This is a genomic window from Mycobacterium sp. NPDC003449 (assembly GCF_053588415.1).
In genome coordinates this window covers 1-17,821 of sequence record NZ_JBSFPX010000056.1, presented here as the reverse complement: position 1 = coordinate 17,821, position 17,821 = coordinate 1, and the positions used below count along the sequence as shown (strand labels likewise).

Below are 17,821 nucleotides of genomic sequence, written 5' to 3'. Positions count from 1 at the left end.
TGACGATTTAATCGACTATGGTTCGCACGGTCGGTCCGATAGCTCACGACAAAAAGCGGGGCCCCGAGGGGCCCCGCTGTGATGGAAGGTGTCGAGCCTCAGCCCAGCTTGCGCAGCCGCGGCTCCAGGTCGGATTTGAACAGGTCGAGGAAGCGGCGCTGATCGTGCCCGGGGGCATGGAACACCAGGTGGTTGAGGCCCCAGTCGACATAGTCCTTGACCTTGGCCACCGCCTCGTCGGGGTCCGAGGCCACGATCCAGCGCTTGGCCACCTGTTCGATCGGCAGCGCGTCGGCGGCCTTCTCCATCTCGATCGGGTCGTCGATGCTGTGCTTCTGCTCGGCGGTCAACGACAGCGGCGCCCAGAACCGGGTGTTCTCCAGCGCGAGTTTCGGATCGGTGTCATAGGAGATCTTGATCTCGATCATCGCGTCGACGTCGTCGGGGTTCTTGCCCGCGGCCTCGGCGCCCTCACGCATCGCGGGCATGAGCTTGTCCTTGTAGAGCTCCTCACCCTTGCCGGACGTGCAGATGAACCCGTCACCGGCCCGGCCCGCGTACTTGGCCACCTGGGGCCCGCCCGCGGCGACATAGATCGGGATGCCGCCTTCCGGCACGTCGTAGATCGAGGCGCCCTTGGTCTTGTAGTAGTCGCCGTCGAAGTCGACCCGGTCGCCGAGCCACAGCTCGCGCATCAACCGGACGGATTCGCGTAGGCGGGCATACCGTTCCTTGAACTCCGGCCACTCCCCCTCGTAGCCGGTGGCGATCTCGTTGAGCGCCTCGCCGGTGCCGATCCCGAGGAAAACCCGGTCCGGATACAGGCAGCCCATGGTCGCGAACGCCTGCGCGATGACGGCGGGGTTGTACCGGAAGGTCGGCGTCAGCACCGACGTCCCGAGGGTCAACCGCTCGGTGCGCTCCCCGACCGCGGCCATCCATGCCAGCGACCACGGGGCGTGGCCGCCCTCGTGGCGCCACGGCTGGAAGTGGTCGCTGACCGTCGCGCTGTCCATGCCGGCCGCCTCCGCCGCGACCGCGAGCTCCACGAGCTCACGGGGAGCGAACTGTTCCGCCGATGCCTTGTACCCCAGTTTGAGTTCAGCCACGACTACGTTTCTACTCCGTTGCCTCCTGGCGGGCGAATGCGCGTGCTCGCCGGCAACCGGTGCGGGGGCCGACCCCGTGATCGGGGCTATTCCAGCACCTCTACGCCGTCGGGCAACTGCATCTTCGCGATCAATTCGGGCACGCATTCCAGAAACCCCCGTGCGACCGGGGACAACGGCCGGCCTTTCAACGCCAGCACCGCGACGGTACGTGTGGTTGCGGCGATCGGGATGCGGGCGATCCCCTCGATGCGGTATCCACCGAACTCCATCGCCGGCAGTGCGGAAACTCCGAATCCGTTGCTGACGAGCCCTCCCAGCATTCCCATGTTCGACACCTGTATGTGCTCCTCGATGGAAACCCCGAACTCATTCAGCCGCCGATCAATGATCGAGCGAACGCTCGTGCCAGAGCGCGCCGAGATCATCTGTTGACCATTGAAGTCTTCCCACTCGATCTCGTCGCGGGAACTCCATGGATGGTCGACAGGTGCGATGGCATAGAACTGCTCTCGCGCCAGTGGCACTATGTCGTACCTGCCCATCTCGACCACATCGGAGGCGAGAGCCACCTCGACGCCGCCACGGTCCAACTCGCTCAGCACATTCCGCGTCCACCCGTCCTCCACGCGAATCTCGACCTGCGGACGATCCCGGACGAATGCCGCCAGCAGGCCAGGTAACAACACCGACGCGTACGACACGATCGCACCTACCGAAAGTCGGCCGGCGCGGCCCGCAACGAAATGGCGGAAGCCGTCCAATCCGGAGACGAACGCCTCGGTCACCGGGCTGGAGATGCGCAGCAGTTCCACACCTTCGGGAGTCAGCGAAACGGATCGCGTACTGCGGCTGAGCAACTGGGCCCCAACCCCGGTTTCCAACTGCCGGATGCTTCTACTCAGCGCCGACTGCGACGTTCGCAGCCGCCTCGCCGCCTTGGTGAAGTTGGCGGTGTCTGCGACCACTTGAAACGCGCGGAGCTGCTGGAACGTGATCGACGGCAGCCAGTCGGCGGCGGGGTCGCGCGGAGCCATGTCCTCAACCATTCGCGCGATTATGCCGGAGAATGGTGTACTTGATGCATTAATTGCGGCATTTTATTGCGTTCAACGTATTGACCCTCCGTATTTCACGGCCATAGCGTCGGTGGTCACCGAAGGAGGATTCACAACACCATGCCAACCGGGAGCCTTACCTGGCACGATCTGACCGAGGGCGACCAGTTCGTCAGTGGCGGTCGGACGATCACCGAAGCCGACGTCGTCGGATTCGCCGGCCTGACCGGGGACAGTTCACCCGTCCACCTCGATCAGGAATTCGCGGCGAAAACAGACTTCGGACAACGGATCGCCCACGGTCTGCTCGGCCTGTCCTATGCCCACGGACTCATCATGGGCTCCGGCCTGTTTCGCGATTGCGCCCTCGCGTTCCTCGGCATGTCCGATTGGTCGTTCAAGGCCCCAATCCTGTTGGGCGACACGATCCATGTCGCGTATCGCATCACCGGTCTGCGCAGCCGACGCACCCGCTGCGACCAGGGCATCGCCACATTCGAAATCGAAGTACGAAATCAACACGACCACATCGTGCAGAGGGGCAGCAAAGCAATCCTGATGCGGATCACGGAACCGGAGAATCGATGACATCCCGCATGGTTTACCAGGGCGTTCGCATCCTGGACTTCACCCAGTTGGAGCAGGGCCCTTCTGGCACACAGGTACTGGCCGATTTCGGCGCCGAGGTAATCAAGGTCGAGCGGCCCGGACACGGCGAGATCGGACGCGGTCAGCGCAAGCGGGTCAATGGCTGGAGCCCGCATTGGGCGGCCAACAACCGCAACAAGCGCAGCCTTACCCTCAATATCAAGGATCCCGCCGCGCGCCCGATCCTCGACGAACTCGTGCGGCGCTCGGACATCGTGGTCAGCAATTTCCGTCCGGGCGTGATGGAAAAGCTCGGCCTGGGACACGACGATCTCACGAAGATCAACCCTCGGATCATCTCCGCGTACGCCTCGGGCTACGGACGCACCGGACCGTATGTTCATCGACGCGGTCAAGATCTCGCGGCCCAGGCGATCGGTGGCATCATCGCCCTGACCGGCACGCCGGAACAGCCCACCCCGGTCGGCACGTACATCGTCGACTATGTCGCGGCAATGCATCTCGCCCAAGGCCTGATGCTCGCACTCGCCGCCAGGGAACGGACCGGAAAAGGTCAGGTCGTCGACACCGCGCTGCTCAACTCCTCGATCGCGATACATCTGCAGGAAGCCAGTGAGTTCCTGAACACCGGAATGCCCTTCCCCCGTTCATCGGCGGGAATCGCCCACACGGGCTCGACCGGTCTGTACGGCATCTACCGAGGTTCCGATGAAAAATGGTTCGTCCTCGTCGCCGACGTCTTCGTAGACGAACCCTGGGCGCGGATCTGCCGCGCATTCGAGGCAACCGAGGCCGAGCAGTCCAATCCGGTGATGGCGTCGATCGAATCGATGCAAGCAGATCCGGACGCCTCACACGAGGCCATCCAGGTGTTGGCGGCTCGATTCACGCGTGACGATTGCCTGGCCCGATTGGAGTCCGAAGACCTCCTGAGCGCACCGGTGAACGCCTACGCCGACGTGTTCGCAGATCCTCAAGTGGAGCACAACGACATGGTGCTCAACCTCGAGCATCCCGTCGCCGGCCCGATGCGACTGGTGGGGATGCCGGTCAAGCTCAGTGACACCCCCGGCACCGTGCGCCTGCTGCCGCCGATGCTCGGTGAGCACAATCGGGAGATTCTCGACGAACTCGGTGTGCCCGAGCACCGGATCGAAGCTCTACGGGCTTCGGGAGCGATCGGTCACGAGACAACCGAATCGACATCGACATGGTGAGGCCGGGAGACGTCGTCATCGTGACGGGTGCGACGGGAGGGATCGGCCGGGCAATCGCAAGAGCAATCGCCGACCAAGGTGGGCGTGTCGTTCTTGCCTGTCACCCAGCCGAACTCGGTGACGGCGAGTCGCTCGCCCGGTCCCTGCCGCCGGCGTTGGCGCTGCCGGTGGAGCTCACCGAACCCGACTCGGTCCAAATGTTCTCCCACGCGGCCTTGGATGGATTCGGCCAGATCGACGGTCTGGTGAACAACGCGGGAATACTTGCCGAGAAGCATTTTTCGGACCTCGACGAGGACTCGTGGTCGCGCGTCCTGGACATCAACCTGACGGGTACGTACCGGATGATCCGGGCACTACGACAATCGTTGGCAGCCAGTGGTCGCGGATCGATCGTCAACATGGCCTCGCAGCTCGCATATACCGGCGCACCCAACGTCGTCGCATACACCGCCTCAAAGGCCGGTCTGCTCGGACTTACCCGGGCACTCGCACACGACCTGGCACCGGATATTCGGGTCAACGCAGTGGCACCAGGGCCGATCGAGTCGCCCATGAACACCCCGTACATGGGCGACGCGACTTGGGTTGAACGCAAGGTCGGAAAATCGGTCATGCGCCGATTCGGCACCGCAGAAGAAGTCGCCGCCGCGGTGCTGTTTCTGCTCGGCCCCGAGGCCTCCTACTTCACCGGCCAGACACTGTCACCCAACGGCGGCGGCGTCATGCCCTAGGACGCCTCATTTCTCCCTGCCCTCCCGCTCAACGACGAGAAAGTCCCATGACAGAAGCAACCGCGCGTTCCGCCACATCGGAGCAACAAGAACGTAAGGACGTGCGCCGTGTCGTCACCGCCGGCGTCATCGGCCAACTCGTCGAGTACTACGACTACGGCCTGTACGCACTGCTCGCCGTCCACATCGGCAGAACCTTCTTCCCCGAGGCGAGCGACGGAGCACAACTGCTGGCCGCCTTCGCGATCTTCGGCGTCGGCTTTCTCGCTCGACCGCTCGGCGGCGTCATCCTCGGGCCGCTGGGGGACCGGATCGGCCGCCGGGCGATCCTGATTCGATCCCTCGTCATCATGACGGTCTGTACCGTCCTCGTCGGCCTCACGCCGTCGGCCGAAGCCATCGGCATCGCAGCGCCCATCATCGTCGTCCTCCTTCGACTCGGTCAGGCGTTCTCAGCCGGAGGCGAATTCATCTCCGCCGCAACATACGTGAACGAGCACGCACCCGTTGGCCGGCGCGGACTCTACTCCTGCCTGCTACAGGCCGGATCTGCGGCGGCATTCCTGCTCGGCAACCTCGTTGTCTGGTTGACCGAGGTGATCGCCGGCCCTGAGGTGGTTGCCGACTGGGCCTGGCGGGTTCCTTTCCTGCTGGCGCTGCCCATCGGCATCATCGGCCTGTACGTGCGTCTTCAGCTCGAAGAGAGCCCGGTGTTCGAAAATATGCGGCAGGCGGGCAACCTTGCGCGAACGCCGCTGCGCGATTCGATGCGCGGGCCCAACGGGAAAATATTCCTTCAAACCATTGGCTTGTCAGCGTTCCTCTTCGTCTCGACATACACGTTCCTCGCCTACTTGCCGTCACTGCTGACCGCCGACGGCTATGCCCCGGGTGAGGTTACAATGCTGGTGGTCATTGCCAACTCCGCCAACGTGATCTTCTTCCCTCTCGTCGGTCTGCTATCCGAGCGCACGGGCCGCAAGCGAATCTGTATCGCAGGCGCGGTCTTCATGATCGTCATGAGTTGGCCCTTGCTGACCCTGCTGGGGTCCGGGCACGTTCCGACTGCGATCATCTGTGTGATCGTGATGGCCTTCGGCGTCTCTCTGGTAGTCGGTCCGCCCGCCGCGCTGTTCGTCGAGTTCATTCCGGCGGCTGTACGCATGAGCACTTTTGGTCTGGCCTACAACCTGGGCGCTGCGATCTTCGGCGGCACGGTTGTCTATATCGCCGGATTCCTGCGCGATGCGACAGGGTCGCCAGCGGCGCCCGCATATTCTCTCATCGTCGCCTCGTTGATCAGCCTCGCAACTCTTCTCACCATCAAGCAATATCGCCGCGTCGGGGAGTCCGTGCAGTGAAGAAGTCACCCGCGATGAATGTCTTCGTTGCCATCTCTCGATACCTGGTCCCTATCGCTGACGTCGAATTGGCACTGCCCGAGCATGCGCGCTGGGTTGCGAAGGGATACGCGGCTGGGAAGATCCTGGTGTCCGGTCGGCAATCACCGGCCAACGGCGGAGTCACCGTCTTCGTCGAGCGGAGCCGCCAGCACGCTGAAGCGCTTGTTGCCGAAGACCCGTTCAGCCGCAAAGGAATAGCAGAGTACACGATTGTCGAGTTCACCCCGAGTGAAGGAGACCGCCAATCCGCCGAATTCTCGCTCTTTCTCAACCGGCAGCCCGAATCTCTCTGAGGAGATCGGCGCCTCCTGCCACTCATCCGCCCAGCCAATACCGACAAAGAGGAGCTATTTGATGCACGAGGTCTTCACCGGAGTCATACCCGCGGCCGTCATGCCGTTCGATTCCGAATTCGGCATCGACGAACCGGACTTCCGCCGGCACCTCCGTCACCTCGCCGACACCGACGGCGTCACCGGCATCGCCGTGAACGGCGATGCCGGTGAGGTGCTCTCACTGAGTCGAGAAGAACAAGCTCAGGCCCTTCGTATCGCGGTTGACGAGGTCGGCGACACGGTCCGCATTCTTTGTGGCGTCTCCGATCCGAGCGTCGGCGCGGCGATCCGTACCGCCAAGACCGCAGAACAAGGAGGCGCACACGGGCTCCTCGTATTCCCCTCACAAACTTTCGCTTTCGGCGTGCAGAAGCGAAACGACGTCGTCCATGCCTACTACGGAGCCATCGCCAACGCGGTCAAACTGCCCATGGTGCTGTTCATCGACGCCGCAGGATCACCGAAAAATCTTTCCGCGCCACTGATCGGCGAGCTGTGCCGGGCCTACGACAACATCACCGGGATCAAAGACTGGTCCGTCAACATCCTCACTTATGAGGAGAACCTTCGGGCGATCCGTGCACTTCCGAGAAAAGCCTCGATACTGACCAGCTTCAGCCGGGCATTGTTGCCGACTCTGGCGCTCGGTGCCGACGGAATCCTCAGCGGGCACGGGGCAATGATCGCCGATCTGCAAGTAGAGCTCTTCCGAGCTGTGAACGCCGAGAATCTCGGCAGGGCCCGCCAGGTCGCCGACCGGATCCACAACCTGACCGAGGTGTTCTACGCCACCCCGGTGATCGATCAATTCAACAGGATGAAGGAGGCCCTCAAGTTCCTCGGGCGCATCGACAACGCCTACTCGCGGCCGCCGGTGGTACCCATCTCGGACGCCGAGCGACGCCGGATCACCGACGCGGTCGTGGCGGCAAAATTGCGGTGAGGCGGGAATTGGCACTCACCACCGATCGCTCGACAACCCCTCGTTAAGCTCGCGGCATGGCAGCAGCCCTCACCGCGATCACCGAGCACGTGCACTTCGCGCAGACCGACCTCGTCAACTGGACACTCGTGACCGACGGCGACGGCGTCCTGCTCATCGACGCCGGCTTCCCCGGCCAACGCGATGACGTGATCGACTCGGTGCGCCGGCTCGGGTTCGGGATCGGCGACATCAGGGCGGTGCTGTTGACCCACGCCCACATCGACCATTTCGGCACCGCCATCTGGCTCGCGAAAAACCATGGCACACCGGTGTTCTGCCACGCCGACGAGGTCGGGCACGCCAAGCGCGAGTATCTCGAGCAGGCGTCACCGGCCGATGTGATCAAGCACATCTGGCAACCACGCTGGCTCAAGTGGTCGGTCGCGATCAGCGCGAAGGGCGCGATGGACCACGCCGGCATCCCCACCGCGCAAGCGTTCGACGAGGCGGCCGGGCTGCCGGGCTCGCCGCGGGCCGTCCCGTCCCCCGGACATACCGGCGGGCACTGCTCGTTCATCGTCGACGGTGTGCTGGTGGGCGGCGACGCGCTCGTGACGGGCCATCCGGTGTCACGCCGGACCGGTCCGCAACTGTTGCCATCGGTGTTCAACCACGACGAGGCCCGCTGCGTGGCCAGCCTCGACATCCTGGGCCGGCTCGACACCACCATCCTGCTGCCCGGACACGGTCCGGTATGGCGCGGCCCGATCGCCCCGGCCGCCGAGCAGGCGGCGGCCCGGGCCCGCCCGATCCGGTCCGCTTGACGGCCCTGTCACTTAGTGACACAGTTGGTGTCACTAAGTGACGCGGCGGACGCCGGAACGGGGGTCAGAACATGGCGTGGAGCACCCGCGAGATCGCCGAACTGGCCGGGACCAGCCTGCGGGCGGTCCGGCACTATCACGACGTCGGATTGCTCGCCGAACCCGAACGCCGCAGCAATGGCTACAAGCAGTACGGCGTCGACCACCTGGTCCGGCTGGTGCGGATCAAACGTCTCGTCGAACTCGGATTCTCACTGCCGCAGATCGACTCGATGGGCACCGCCGATGATCACCCAGAGCCCGAACTACGGGCCCTCGATGCCGAGCTGGCCGCGATGATCGACCGGTTGCACTGTGCGCGCGCCGAATTGGGTACGATTCTGCGGCGGTCCACCCCGATCGACCTGCCCGCCGAGTTCGTCCCCGCTGCCGCCGCGGCCAGGTTGTCCGATGCCGACCGCCGCCTGCTCGTCGTGCTGAGCCGGGTTCTCGGCCCGCGCGGCCTGCGCGCCTATGCCGATCTTCTCGACGACGACGCCGATGAGCCCGAAGTATCGGCCTTCGACGACCTACCCGCCGACGCCGATGAGCGCACCCGCCGCCGCGCCGCCGAGCTCCTGGCAACCCACATCCTGGCCACCTGGGCCGCGCATCCCGGTCTGCGCGAGGCCATGACCGATGCCCCACGCGGAGAACGGTTCGCCCAGAAGGCCATCGCCGTCGCGCTGACCGATCTGTACAACCCGGCCCAGCTCGATGTGCTGCGCCGGGCCCGGCTGATCGTGCACGCCACCGCCGAGCCGGCCGCGAGCTGACCGGGCCCGACGGCTCAGCCGCCCAGCGCGGGAAATGCCAGTGGCGCCAGCCGGTATCCGGGCGGTTCGGTGCCGTGCAGGTGGCGAACGAAGTAGTCCCAGGTGCGCCGGAAGGCATAGTGCATCCGCCCGAGCAACGCATGCTCGGCGCCGGGAATCAGGATCAGGTCGAAGTCTTTGTCTTCCTTGATGAGTGCGTCGACCAGGCGCATGGTCTGGTAGGGGTGCGCATTGTCGTCGAGTTCGCCGTGGATCAGCAGCAGCTTGCCAACCAGGTTGGCGGCCAGGGGCACATTGGAGATCGCCCGCCTGCCCTCCTCGCTGAGGTCTCCGTGGTAGTGCTCGGCCCACATGGCCAGGTTCACCGTGTTGTCGTGGTTTCCGGACACCGCGACCGCGACCCGGTAGAAGTCGGGGTAGGCCAACACGGCCCTGGCCGCGGCGAAGGCGCCCGCGGACAGGCCGGTGATACCGACCCGCCCGGTGTCCAGCCAGGGGTGGCGCCGGCCCAGCTGACGGATCGCGGCGATGTGGTCGTCGAGGGCTCCGGCGTTGCCCATATCGCGGTAGGAGTGGTCGTGAAATGCCTTGCTGCGGCCCGCGGTTCCCCGGCCGTCCACCACGACCACGGCGAACCCGAGCGCCGCCAGCGCCTCCGGATAGCCGACGTGCGGCGAGTTGAACGCCGACCCGGCGTTGTAGATCTGCGGCCCGGGATAGATGTGTTCGACCACCGGGTAACGCCGCTTCGGGTCGAAACCATGTGGGCGCCAGAGCAGTCCGTAGATCGGGGTCTTACCGTCGGCGGCGGTGGTGCGGAACCGTTCTGGTGGGCTCCAGCCGAGGGCTTCCAGCGGGCCCGGGTCGGGGGACTCGAGCTCGACCAGTACCCGCCCGTCACCGTCGCGCACCACCGAGCGGGGCGGTCGACTCGGCGAGGAGGCCCGGTCGATGAGGTAACCACCCTCGGCCGGGCTCACCGCGTCGTGGTCGAGATCGTCATCGGTGAGCCGGGTGAATCCGGAACCGTCGAGGCCGATCCGGCAGAGCTGGCGGATGTAGGGGTCATGCTCGACGAGCCCGGCCGCGACGAACCACACCTGCCGTCGTTGTTCGTCGACCCACAGCACCTGGCGTACCGGCCACTGCCCCGTCGTCACCTGGGTGATCTGTTGCCCGTCGGCCGAATACAGGTAGAGGTGTCCCCAGCCGTCGCGCTGTGACCACCAGAGGATCTCGCCGGACTCCAGCACCCGTACCAGCGGCGGTTCGCCCAGTTGCGGCGTCGGGTCGACGCGCGTCGCACCGGTCTCGCTGATCAGGGTGGTGACCGCGCCGGTGACCGGGTCGAGGCGGCGCAACTCCAGGGTCCTGGCGTCGCGGGATTGGTTCAGGAAGTGCACCGCATCACCGGATTCACCGGTCCACCAGGCATATACGATCGCGGTGCCGTGCATGAGGATGTCGGGTTCGCCGCACTGACGGACCACGGTGCGCTCGGCGACGTCGAGCACGTTCCACGTCATGGTCGCCTGCGCCGGTTCACCGGGCATCGGGTAACGGGTCCGGTGCTCGACGGGCCGGCCACCGTCCGGCGGGGCGGATTCGACGAGCACCAGTTCGGGTAGCCCGCGCTGGTCGACGCGCTGTACCAGCAGCCGGGTCGAATCCGGCGACCACTGCACGACGAACGCCTGCGGCAGGCCGAGCGCCCGCATGAGGGCGTTGCCACCGGTCGCGTCGGCCAGTCCGCCGTATTCGAATGCCGGCTCGGCATCGTCGGTCAGCGCGAACTCCTGCGCACTGTCCCCTTGCCCGCGGTCACATTCCCCGGGTCGCTGCGCTCCTGCCCGCCGGACCCAGATGTTGCCGTCGCGGCGAAACGCGACCCAGGCCTTGTCGGGGGATTCGATCTCCCCTGGCGGCACCGGCAGGTCGCCTTCGACGCGCGTACACGTGCCATCGCGGTCCGACCACGTCCACCGGGATTCGAATGCGCTGAACCGGACCGGGCCATCCCCGTCCCCGAGGTCCACCGCGGTGATCGGCAGATCGTCGGCGGTCACCGCACGACCCGAGGCCGTCGACAGTGCGGCGGCCAGCCGGGCATGGTCGAATGCGTCGCGGCGGCTGCCCGTGGCCGGGTCGACCACGATGTAGCGGGTGCCCACCTGGTACCAGAATCGGGTGCCGCGCGAGAGCCATTGCGGTCGCAGCGAACTGCCGGGCACCCGCCGCGCCCGGTGGGGGGCGAGCATCTGCTCGGCGCGGGCATAGTCGGCGTCGGTCAAGGTTCGGGTGGTGTCGTCGGGCGTCACGAGTCCCATGCAACACCGTGCCGCAGCGGCACAGTCAAGCGAGTTTGACTCGGCCGTAACGGCACAGCCTTTCGTGGGGTCATGTCACCGGTCGCCGTCGCCTATCTGTGCTCGCATTTCCTGAGCGTCCTCGGAAACGGGCTCCTCGCCGTGGCGTTGCCGTTGATCGTGCTGCGGGCCACCGGTAGTCCGCTGAGCATGGGGGCGGTCTCGACGGCGACCGCGGTGCCCGCCCTGCTCGTCGGGCTGTGCGCCGGCGTCGTGATCGACCGGGTCAACCGTCGGAACTGCTCGATCCTGTCCGACGTGGTGTCGGCCGGCGCAGTGGCCGCCATCCCGGTGGTCGACCAGCTCTGGGGACTGACCATGGCCTGGTTGGTCGGGCTCGCGGTCGTCGGCTCGTTCGGTGACGTCCCCGGCATCACCGCGCGGCAGGTGATGGTGCAGGCGGTGGCCCGCCACGCCGCGATCCCGCTGGAGCGCCTGGTCGGGTTGCGGCAGTCGATGACCTCGACAGCGCTGGTCATCGGGCCCGCGACCGCCGGGGCGCTGATGTCGCTGTTCGACAGCAGCGCGGTGCTCTTCGCCACGGCGGCGACCTCGGCCGCGGCCGCCCTCGTCACCGCGGCCATGCCGCGCCGGCTCGGCGTCGTCGAGACGTCGCGCGCACGGCCGGACCCACCGTGGACGCAGCTGGCGGCGGGCGCCGGGGTGCTGCGCCGCAGCAGGCTGCTGGCCGGCCTGGTGGCCCTGACGGTCGGGCTGGCGATCGCGATCGGCGGGCTGCAGGGCATGGTGCTGCCGCTGTACTTCAGCCTGCTCTCCCGCCCCGACCTGCTCGGTTTGGTGCTGACCGCGCTGGCCGTCGGGATGTTGTGCGGCACGGCGGTTTTCGCGGCATTCGGGGCACGGTGGTCGAGGCGATTCTGGATGACGGGCGCGCTGATCGGGACGACAGCGGGATTCCTGCTGATGGCCACGTTGGCCTCGCCATGGGTGGTGTTCGCCGGCGCGGCGCTGTTCGGCATCGCCAACTCGGCGTTGGGGGCCGTGGTGGGGGTGCTGCAGGCGGAGCGGATCGCCGATGCGGTTCGCGGCCGGGTCCTGAGCCTGCAGAACGCCAGCCTGCAGCTGGCTGCCCCCGCCGGCATCGGACTGTGCGGGGTCGTCGCCGAATACGGCTCGCCGGTGGCCGCCGGGGTCGCCGTGTTTGCGGTCTGGCTGGGCATCGCCGCCACCCTGGTGCTGACCCGGGCGTTGACCGACATCGAACCGGCGCCGGCGGATCGGGTTAGCTGAGCACCTTGTAGCCAAGCAGGAACAATGCCGTCAGGCACAGCCCGCAGGCCAGCACGATGGTCGGCATCAGCACCATCTGATCGAGTTCGTCGGGGTCGAACACCTCATCGTCGTCGACCGCCCCGAAGAACACCCTGGCCACCGCCGTGCGCCGGAACGCATGCATGCGCGCGCGCGTGACCTCGGAGTTCTCCCTGCGGCCGATGAACATCCGCAACGCCACCCCGGTGCCGAACACCAGCACCGAGGCTGCCAGCAGCAGCCATCCCACCAACACCTGCAAGCTCGGCAAACGCACCCCCAGCCGGTGCCGTCCTGGCACCTGGAGCAAGCCTATCGCCAGTTGCTGTCAGAGACCCCAGCGCTTCGCGATCAGTTCGTGTGATCGCAACCGATCCTCCTGGCGATGTGTGACCGAGGTGATAACGAGTTCATCGGCCCCGCTGAGCCGCTGCAACGCCGTCAACCGGTCGGCCACCTGATCCGGATCTCCCACGAATTGGGTCGCGGTGCGATCTCTCACGACGTCGAGTTGTTCGGCGGTCAGCGGCGGGCAGTCGGCCGGGTCCGGGTAGGGCACGGCCCCGTCGCCGGCCCGGATCGAGTACACCCAGTGGCCGTAGCTCGACGCGAGGTGACGCGCCGTCGGTTCGTCGTCGGCGACCACCACATCGGCCGAAACCACCACATACGGTGCGGACAGGTACTCAGACGGGGTGAACCCGCTGCGGTAGACCTCGATCGCCTCCAGCGCGGTCGCCGGGGTGATGTGGTAGCTCGCGACGAACGGCAGGCCTCGGGCAGCCGCGACACGCGCGCTCTGCCCCTTACTGCTGCCGAACACCCACGGCGTCAGGCCGCTGCCCGCACCGGGGACCGCCGTCCCGACCTGGTATGACCCGCCCAGCATAGCCAGGATGTCGTCGACCTGATCGGCGAAATCCGGTGCGACGGCCTCGGGTTGCTGCAGTGCCGCCGCGCGGGCCCGCAGCCGCGGATTGCGCAGGAGCGCCGCGATGTCGAACGGGGCCGGGATGACCACGCCGTCGACCTCATGCCAGTCCCGGACGGGTCTGGGTGCGGCGGGCTGCTTCCGCGCCGCCTCGGCCCGCTTCTGCCCGGAACGGCCCACGCCCAGGTCGATGCGGCCCGGATGGAAGGCCGCCAGAGTGCCGAAACTCTCGGCCACCGCGACCGCGGTGGTGTGGCCGAGCTGCACCGCCGCGGTACCCACCCGGATCCGGTCGGTGGCCGACGCGATTTGCCCGACCAGCACCGCCGGCGCCGAACTCGCCACGGCGACGAAATGGTGCTCGGCCACCCAATACCGCTGGTAGCCCCACTGCTCGGCGTGCCGGGCCAGGTCGACGGTATTGCGCAGGGCGGTGGCGGCGTCGCTGCCCGCACTGATCGGGGCGAGGTCGAGGATCGACAATGGGATCGTGCTCATCGCAGCACCTTCTCGAATGCGATCGGGAAAACGGTGTCGCCACCTTCCGCGGGTAACGGAACGTCCAACCGGGTGTATTCCGCCGACGCATAGAGCGCCTCGGCCTCGGGCTGTAGGTGACCCGTGGTCAGGTAGATGCGCCGGTACCCGCGGCCGGCGATCTCGGTCTCCAGGTGGGCCAGCAGCACCTTGGCCAATCCGCGCCTGCGGTGGCCGCTGTCGGTCCAGATGCGTTTGAGCTCGGCCGTGTCGTCGTCGAACCGCTGGAACGCCCCGCCGGTGACCGCGACCCCGTCGAGCAACCCGATGAACAGGCCACCGTCAGGCGGGGAGAACACCCGGGCCGGCTGACCGAGCAGCCAGTTCATCACGAGTTCGGGGGTGCCGCCGTATCGGTCCGAGTACTCGACCGCGAGCTCGGCGAGCAGCGGTCCGGCCAGTGGATCGTCCTGGCCGACCGCGACGAACTGAACGGACCCGGTCATCACCACCGTTTCTATACCCACGGCAGGTTCAACGCCTATCGGTCCGCCGCATGCCCTGACAGACTCAACATGATTTGAAATCCGCCGTGGATCGCGGCCGGTTTCCCGCGCCTGCTGTAACGGCCGGGCCTCGCCGCGACACCACCTGCCCGTCCCGGACACCTGGAGTGGAGGAAGTCATGGCCGACAAAGAGTTCGACGTGATCGTCATCGGAGGCGGTCCCGGCGGCGAGACCACCGCGAAGTTCCTGGCCTCGGCGAACCTCTCGGTGGCGCTCGTCGAGGACCGCCTGATCGGCGGGGAGTGCCACTACTGGGCCTGCAACCCGACCAAGACGTTGCTGCGCCCGATCGAGGTTCTCGGCCTGGCGAAGGCGGTCCCCGGGGTGCGGGAAGCCGTATCCGCCGACCGCCCGGACGTTGCGGCCGTGCTGGCCAAGCGTGATGTGATCATCAACCATCTGTCCGACCAGGCTTTCACCACGGCGTTGGGGCAGGCCGGAATCACCGTGCTGCACGGCTTCGGCAGGCTGAGCGGCGAACGCACCGTGCGGGTGGCCGGTAACGACGGCACCGAGGACGTCCTGACCGCGCGGCACGCGGTCGTCCTGGTCACCGGCACCCGCCCCGACATACCCGCGGTTCCCGGTCTGGCCGAGGCGCACCCGTGGACCAACCGCGAGGTGGCGACGATGACCGGGGTGCCGCCGCGCACGCTGGTGGTGGGCGGTGGTGTCGTCGGCGTCGAGTTCGCGACGATTCTCGCCGGTCTGGGGTCCGCGGTGACGCTCCTGGTGCGCGGAGACTCGGTGCTGCGCAACTTCGAACCCGAGGCGCGTCAGCTGGTCGAGCGGTCGCTGCGCGGCGAAGGCGTCCAGATTCACCTCAAGACCGAGCTGTCGGCGGTTTCCCGGCCCGCACCCGGTGAACCGGTCACCGCGACGTTCAACGGTCAGACCATCGAAGTGGACGAGCTCGTGATCGCCACCGGACGGCGGGTCAACACCGACGACATCGGGCTGGAAGCGGTCGGTCTGCCCGCCGGCGAGTTCGTCGCCGTCAACGATCACCTCCAGGCCCGTGGTGTCGAGGGTGGCTGGCTGTACGCCCTCGGCGACACCACGGGGCGCGCGCTGCTGTCGCATATTTCGCAGTATCATGCCCGCGTTGTGGCCGACGTGATCACGGCCAGGGCCGAGGGGCGGCAGCTGGGCGACGACGATCTGGTCGCACGCGATACCGGCAACCTCGCCCAGGTCGTCTTCACCAGTCCACAGGTCGTGGCGGTGGGGCGCACCGAAAGCCAGGCCGTGGCCGACGGATTCACCGTCCGGACGCGCACGGCGCGCTACCCCGAGACGGTGCCGCAGTTGGAGCTGTACCGGGACGGCTTCGACGGCTGGGCCAAGCTGGTCATCGACGCCGAGACCAATACGCTGCTGGGCGCGACGTTCGTCGGGCCCGAGTTCACCGAGCTGGTTCAGGCCGCCACCCTCGCCGTCGTCGCGAAGGTCCCGACGACGCTGCTACGCCATGTCGTCGCGCCGCATCCGTCGGTCAACCAGGTGTGGGATCCGCTGCTGGCCGGGGAATCCGAGCTGGCCCTCGCGAACGCCGCCGCGCGCCTCACTCCGTAGGCATCGCCCGGTCTCGACGACCGGGCGACCAGAACGCATCCGCTGGACATGCGATCGAGTCTACATAATGCGGACTAATTGGTCCTTACTGTCAAACCACCGGCCGAGCCTCCCCAACAGGTTCGGTTATCGGCCACATAACTACTTCTATTGACAGATAGGCAATTTCACCGCCATACGCGCATCATATGAGAGATGGATCCGGCGGGCCGGCAGGAGCGCCGGGGTGCCCGATACCCATGCCGATATGACGCGAGAGGGTGGTAAGCATTGTGCGAGTAGCTGGTATACGCGCCATTTCAGGCCGGGTCGAGAATGTCGAGGTGGGTGATCCGCGCCCACTGGCGGCCGATGAAGTGCTCATCGACATTCGCGCCGCGGGCGTGGGCAATTGGGACGAGATTGTGCGGACCGGCGGGTGGGACATCGACATGAGGCTCCCGACGGCCCTTGGCGTCGAGGGCGCCGGCGTCGTCTCGGCGATCGGAACCAGCGTCAGCGGTGTGGACGTGGGTGACGACGTGTTGTGCCACCCCGTTCCCCTGCGAGACCACGGTTGCTGGGCTCCGCACCTGATCGCGCCGATCGGGTCGATCGCCGCCAAGCCCTCCGGCATGCCATGGGACATCGCCGGAGTGTTTCCGATACCGGCGTTGACGGCCGAACAGGTAGTCGGTGAAGCGTTATCACTTCGGAGCGGCGACACGCTGCTGGTGCACGGAGCGGGCGGCATCACCGGCGGCATGATCGTCCAGCTCGCGGTTCGCCTTGGCGCCGATGTCATCGCCACCTGCGGCCCGCTCAGTGCGGAAAGGGTCCGTTCCTACGGCGCTCGCGCGGTAGTCGATTACCACGAGAGTGAGTGGCCACAGACCGTGCTCGAGTTGTCCGACGGCAAAGGTGTGCAAGCGGTCGCCAACGCGGCCGTCGGAGGCGCCGCGACCGCGATGACAACCCTGATCGACGGTGGGCGGCTGGCCACCATCACGTCCGACCCGCCGACCGCCAGCCGCGAAATCACCGTCACCACCGTCTACGTCCGTTCCGACGGCGCTCAACTCAGTCGGCTCGCCGAACTGTTCGAACGACGCGAACTATCGATGCATCCGCCGCTGCACGCCGGAATCAACGATGCCGCAGCCGCATTGGCACAAGTGGTGGCCGGCCGGGCGGCAGCCGGGATGATCATCGCACCCTGACCCGCACCGTGTCGCGGTATCCGGACAGTGCTATTGCCGGCATTTATACCCGTCCCCAAGGCCAATCACACCGGACCGCGGTTATGGTCCGGCCGCCGCGCGGTGAACAACTATGGTCGAAATAGTCCATTCAGAGATGGAGCCGCAATGACCGACCACCCCGTCGTCGAGTTGACCACCGACGAACTGCTCACCACCACGCGTTCGGTCCGCAAGCGCCTCGACTTCACCAAACCGGTGCCGGTAGAGGTGGTGCGCGAGTGTATCGAGATCGCCCTGCAGGCACCGACCTCGTCGAATGAGCAGAACTGGAGCTTCATCATCGTCACCGATCCCGGCCAGCGCCGCGCCATCGGTGACATCTTCCGGCGCGGATGGGCCTGGGTCACTGCCTCGCCGTTCGC

18 protein-coding genes are annotated in these 17,821 nt (G+C 66.6%); 12 read left to right on the top strand and 6 right to left on the bottom strand.

All coding sequences use genetic code 11. The features are described from left to right. Positions 1-98: 98 nt before the first annotated feature. Complete coding sequence (fgd, locus tag ACWDTP_RS16385) at positions 99-1,109, bottom strand: glucose-6-phosphate dehydrogenase (coenzyme-F420) (RefSeq protein WP_450021490.1); 1,011 nt, start codon at positions 1,107-1,109, stop codon at positions 99-101. 86 nt (positions 1,110-1,195) lie between these two features. Further along, positions 1,196-2,158 carry a LysR family transcriptional regulator gene (locus tag ACWDTP_RS16380; protein ID WP_450021488.1) on the bottom strand — a complete coding sequence of 321 codons (963 nt, stop codon included), beginning with the start codon at positions 2,156-2,158 and terminating at the stop codon, positions 1,196-1,198. Between the two features lie 129 nt (positions 2,159-2,287). Between ACWDTP_RS16380 and ACWDTP_RS16375 the strand changes: the two genes are divergently transcribed. The 8 genes from ACWDTP_RS16375 to ACWDTP_RS16340 all read left to right on the top strand — a co-directional run bounded on the left by ACWDTP_RS16375 (position 2,288) and on the right by ACWDTP_RS16340 (position 9,029). Beyond that, positions 2,288-2,755 carry a MaoC/PaaZ C-terminal domain-containing protein gene (locus ACWDTP_RS16375; RefSeq protein ID WP_450021486.1) on the top strand — a complete coding sequence of 156 codons (468 nt, stop codon included), beginning with the start codon at positions 2,288-2,290 and terminating at the stop codon, positions 2,753-2,755. Continuing rightward, positions 2,752-3,993 carry a CaiB/BaiF CoA transferase family protein gene (locus ACWDTP_RS16370; RefSeq protein ID WP_450021484.1) on the top strand — a complete coding sequence of 414 codons (1,242 nt, stop codon included), beginning with the start codon at positions 2,752-2,754 and terminating at the stop codon, positions 3,991-3,993. Before ACWDTP_RS16375 ends, ACWDTP_RS16370 begins: the two co-directional genes overlap by 4 nt. Further along, complete coding sequence (locus ACWDTP_RS16365) at positions 3,987-4,727, top strand: SDR family NAD(P)-dependent oxidoreductase (RefSeq protein ID WP_450021482.1); 741 nt, start codon at positions 3,987-3,989, stop codon at positions 4,725-4,727. The genes ACWDTP_RS16370 and ACWDTP_RS16365 overlap by 7 nt, the downstream gene beginning before the upstream one ends. Positions 4,728-4,774: 47 nt before the next feature. Further along, positions 4,775-6,088, top strand: coding sequence for an MFS transporter (locus ACWDTP_RS16360; protein ID WP_450021480.1), 1,314 nt, complete (start codon positions 4,775-4,777; stop codon positions 6,086-6,088). Further along, on the top strand, positions 6,085-6,423 hold the full coding sequence (locus tag ACWDTP_RS16355; protein ID WP_450021478.1) for a YciI family protein: 339 nt from the start codon (positions 6,085-6,087) through the stop codon (positions 6,421-6,423). The genes ACWDTP_RS16360 and ACWDTP_RS16355 overlap by 4 nt, the downstream gene beginning before the upstream one ends. After that, positions 6,359-7,408 (top strand): dihydrodipicolinate synthase family protein, encoded by a 1,050-nt coding sequence (locus ACWDTP_RS16350; RefSeq protein WP_450021476.1) that lies wholly within the window; start codon positions 6,359-6,361, stop codon positions 7,406-7,408. Before ACWDTP_RS16355 ends, ACWDTP_RS16350 begins: the two co-directional genes overlap by 65 nt. Positions 7,409-7,464: 56 nt before the next feature. Beyond that, positions 7,465-8,214 (top strand): MBL fold metallo-hydrolase, encoded by a 750-nt coding sequence (locus tag ACWDTP_RS16345; RefSeq protein WP_450021474.1) that lies wholly within the window; start codon positions 7,465-7,467, stop codon positions 8,212-8,214. A 71-nt stretch (positions 8,215-8,285) separates the two neighbouring features. Then, positions 8,286-9,029 carry a helix-turn-helix domain-containing protein gene (locus ACWDTP_RS16340; protein ID WP_450021472.1) on the top strand — a complete coding sequence of 248 codons (744 nt, stop codon included), beginning with the start codon at positions 8,286-8,288 and terminating at the stop codon, positions 9,027-9,029. A gap of 14 nt (positions 9,030-9,043) precedes the next feature. On the opposite strand, the gene ACWDTP_RS16335 is transcribed toward ACWDTP_RS16340, so the two are convergent. Next, positions 9,044-11,356, bottom strand: coding sequence for a DPP IV N-terminal domain-containing protein (locus tag ACWDTP_RS16335; RefSeq protein ID WP_450021471.1), 2,313 nt, complete (start codon positions 11,354-11,356; stop codon positions 9,044-9,046). A 72-nt stretch (positions 11,357-11,428) separates the two neighbouring features. Between ACWDTP_RS16335 and ACWDTP_RS16330 the strand changes: the two genes are divergently transcribed. Further along, entirely contained in the window at positions 11,429-12,646 is a 1,218-nt protein-coding gene (locus ACWDTP_RS16330) for an MFS transporter (RefSeq protein ID WP_450021469.1), read from the top strand. Here ACWDTP_RS16330 and ACWDTP_RS16325 read toward each other — a convergent pair. The 3 genes from ACWDTP_RS16325 to ACWDTP_RS16315 are packed head-to-tail and all read right to left on the bottom strand — an operon-like array spanning position 12,639 to position 14,581. After that, complete coding sequence (locus ACWDTP_RS16325; protein WP_450021526.1) at positions 12,639-12,950, bottom strand: hypothetical protein; 312 nt, start codon at positions 12,948-12,950, stop codon at positions 12,639-12,641. The two genes, ACWDTP_RS16330 and ACWDTP_RS16325, sit on opposite strands and share 8 nt — an antisense overlap. Before the next feature lie 45 nt (positions 12,951-12,995). Next, positions 12,996-14,096, bottom strand: coding sequence for an LLM class flavin-dependent oxidoreductase (locus ACWDTP_RS16320; RefSeq protein WP_450021467.1), 1,101 nt, complete (start codon positions 14,094-14,096; stop codon positions 12,996-12,998). Next, complete coding sequence (locus ACWDTP_RS16315) at positions 14,093-14,581, bottom strand: GNAT family N-acetyltransferase (RefSeq protein WP_450021465.1); 489 nt, start codon at positions 14,579-14,581, stop codon at positions 14,093-14,095. Before ACWDTP_RS16315 ends, ACWDTP_RS16320 begins: the two co-directional genes overlap by 4 nt. Positions 14,582-14,760: 179 nt before the next feature. Here ACWDTP_RS16315 and ACWDTP_RS16310 point away from each other — a divergent pair, with 179 nt between their 5' ends. The 3 genes from ACWDTP_RS16310 to ACWDTP_RS16300 all read left to right on the top strand — a co-directional run. Next, the gene (locus tag ACWDTP_RS16310) at positions 14,761-16,218 is read left to right on the top strand and encodes a dihydrolipoyl dehydrogenase family protein (RefSeq protein ID WP_450021463.1); all 1,458 of its coding nucleotides are present in this window, start codon (positions 14,761-14,763) and stop codon (positions 16,216-16,218) included. 323 nt (positions 16,219-16,541) lie between these two features. Then, the gene (locus ACWDTP_RS16305) at positions 16,542-17,417 is read left to right on the top strand and encodes an NADP-dependent oxidoreductase (RefSeq protein WP_450021461.1); all 876 of its coding nucleotides are present in this window, start codon (positions 16,542-16,544) and stop codon (positions 17,415-17,417) included. A 147-nt stretch (positions 17,418-17,564) separates the two neighbouring features. After that, positions 17,565-17,821, top strand: a 257-nt coding sequence (locus ACWDTP_RS16300; RefSeq protein ID WP_450021459.1) for a nitroreductase family protein, incomplete at its 3' end; no start/stop codon positions are given.

What these genes read in the sequence shown, in the direction of transcription:
- ACWDTP_RS16320 (WP_450021467.1), bottom strand. Translation starts at nt 14,096, where the DNA reads ATGAGCACGATCCCATTGTCGATCCTCGACCTCGCCCCGATCAGTGCG.
- ACWDTP_RS16370 (WP_450021484.1), top strand. Translation starts at nt 2,752, where the DNA reads ATGACATCCCGCATGGTTTACCAGGGCGTTCGCATCCTGGACTTCACC.
- ACWDTP_RS16345 (WP_450021474.1), top strand. Translation starts at nt 7,465, where the DNA reads ATGGCAGCAGCCCTCACCGCGATCACCGAGCACGTGCACTTCGCGCAG.
- ACWDTP_RS16335 (WP_450021471.1), bottom strand. Translation starts at nt 11,356, where the DNA reads ATGGGACTCGTGACGCCCGACGACACCACCCGAACCTTGACCGACGCC.
- ACWDTP_RS16330 (WP_450021469.1), top strand. Translation starts at nt 11,429, where the DNA reads ATGTCACCGGTCGCCGTCGCCTATCTGTGCTCGCATTTCCTGAGCGTC.
- ACWDTP_RS16365 (WP_450021482.1), top strand. Translation starts at nt 3,987, where the DNA reads ATGGTGAGGCCGGGAGACGTCGTCATCGTGACGGGTGCGACGGGAGGG.
- ACWDTP_RS16375 (WP_450021486.1), top strand. Translation starts at nt 2,288, where the DNA reads ATGCCAACCGGGAGCCTTACCTGGCACGATCTGACCGAGGGCGACCAG.
- ACWDTP_RS16310 (WP_450021463.1), top strand. Translation starts at nt 14,761, where the DNA reads ATGGCCGACAAAGAGTTCGACGTGATCGTCATCGGAGGCGGTCCCGGC.
- ACWDTP_RS16340 (WP_450021472.1), top strand. Translation starts at nt 8,286, where the DNA reads ATGGCGTGGAGCACCCGCGAGATCGCCGAACTGGCCGGGACCAGCCTG.
- ACWDTP_RS16380 (WP_450021488.1), bottom strand. Translation starts at nt 2,158, where the DNA reads ATGGTTGAGGACATGGCTCCGCGCGACCCCGCCGCCGACTGGCTGCCG.
- ACWDTP_RS16315 (WP_450021465.1), bottom strand. Translation starts at nt 14,581, where the DNA reads ATGACCGGGTCCGTTCAGTTCGTCGCGGTCGGCCAGGACGATCCACTG.
- ACWDTP_RS16360 (WP_450021480.1), top strand. Translation starts at nt 4,775, where the DNA reads ATGACAGAAGCAACCGCGCGTTCCGCCACATCGGAGCAACAAGAACGT.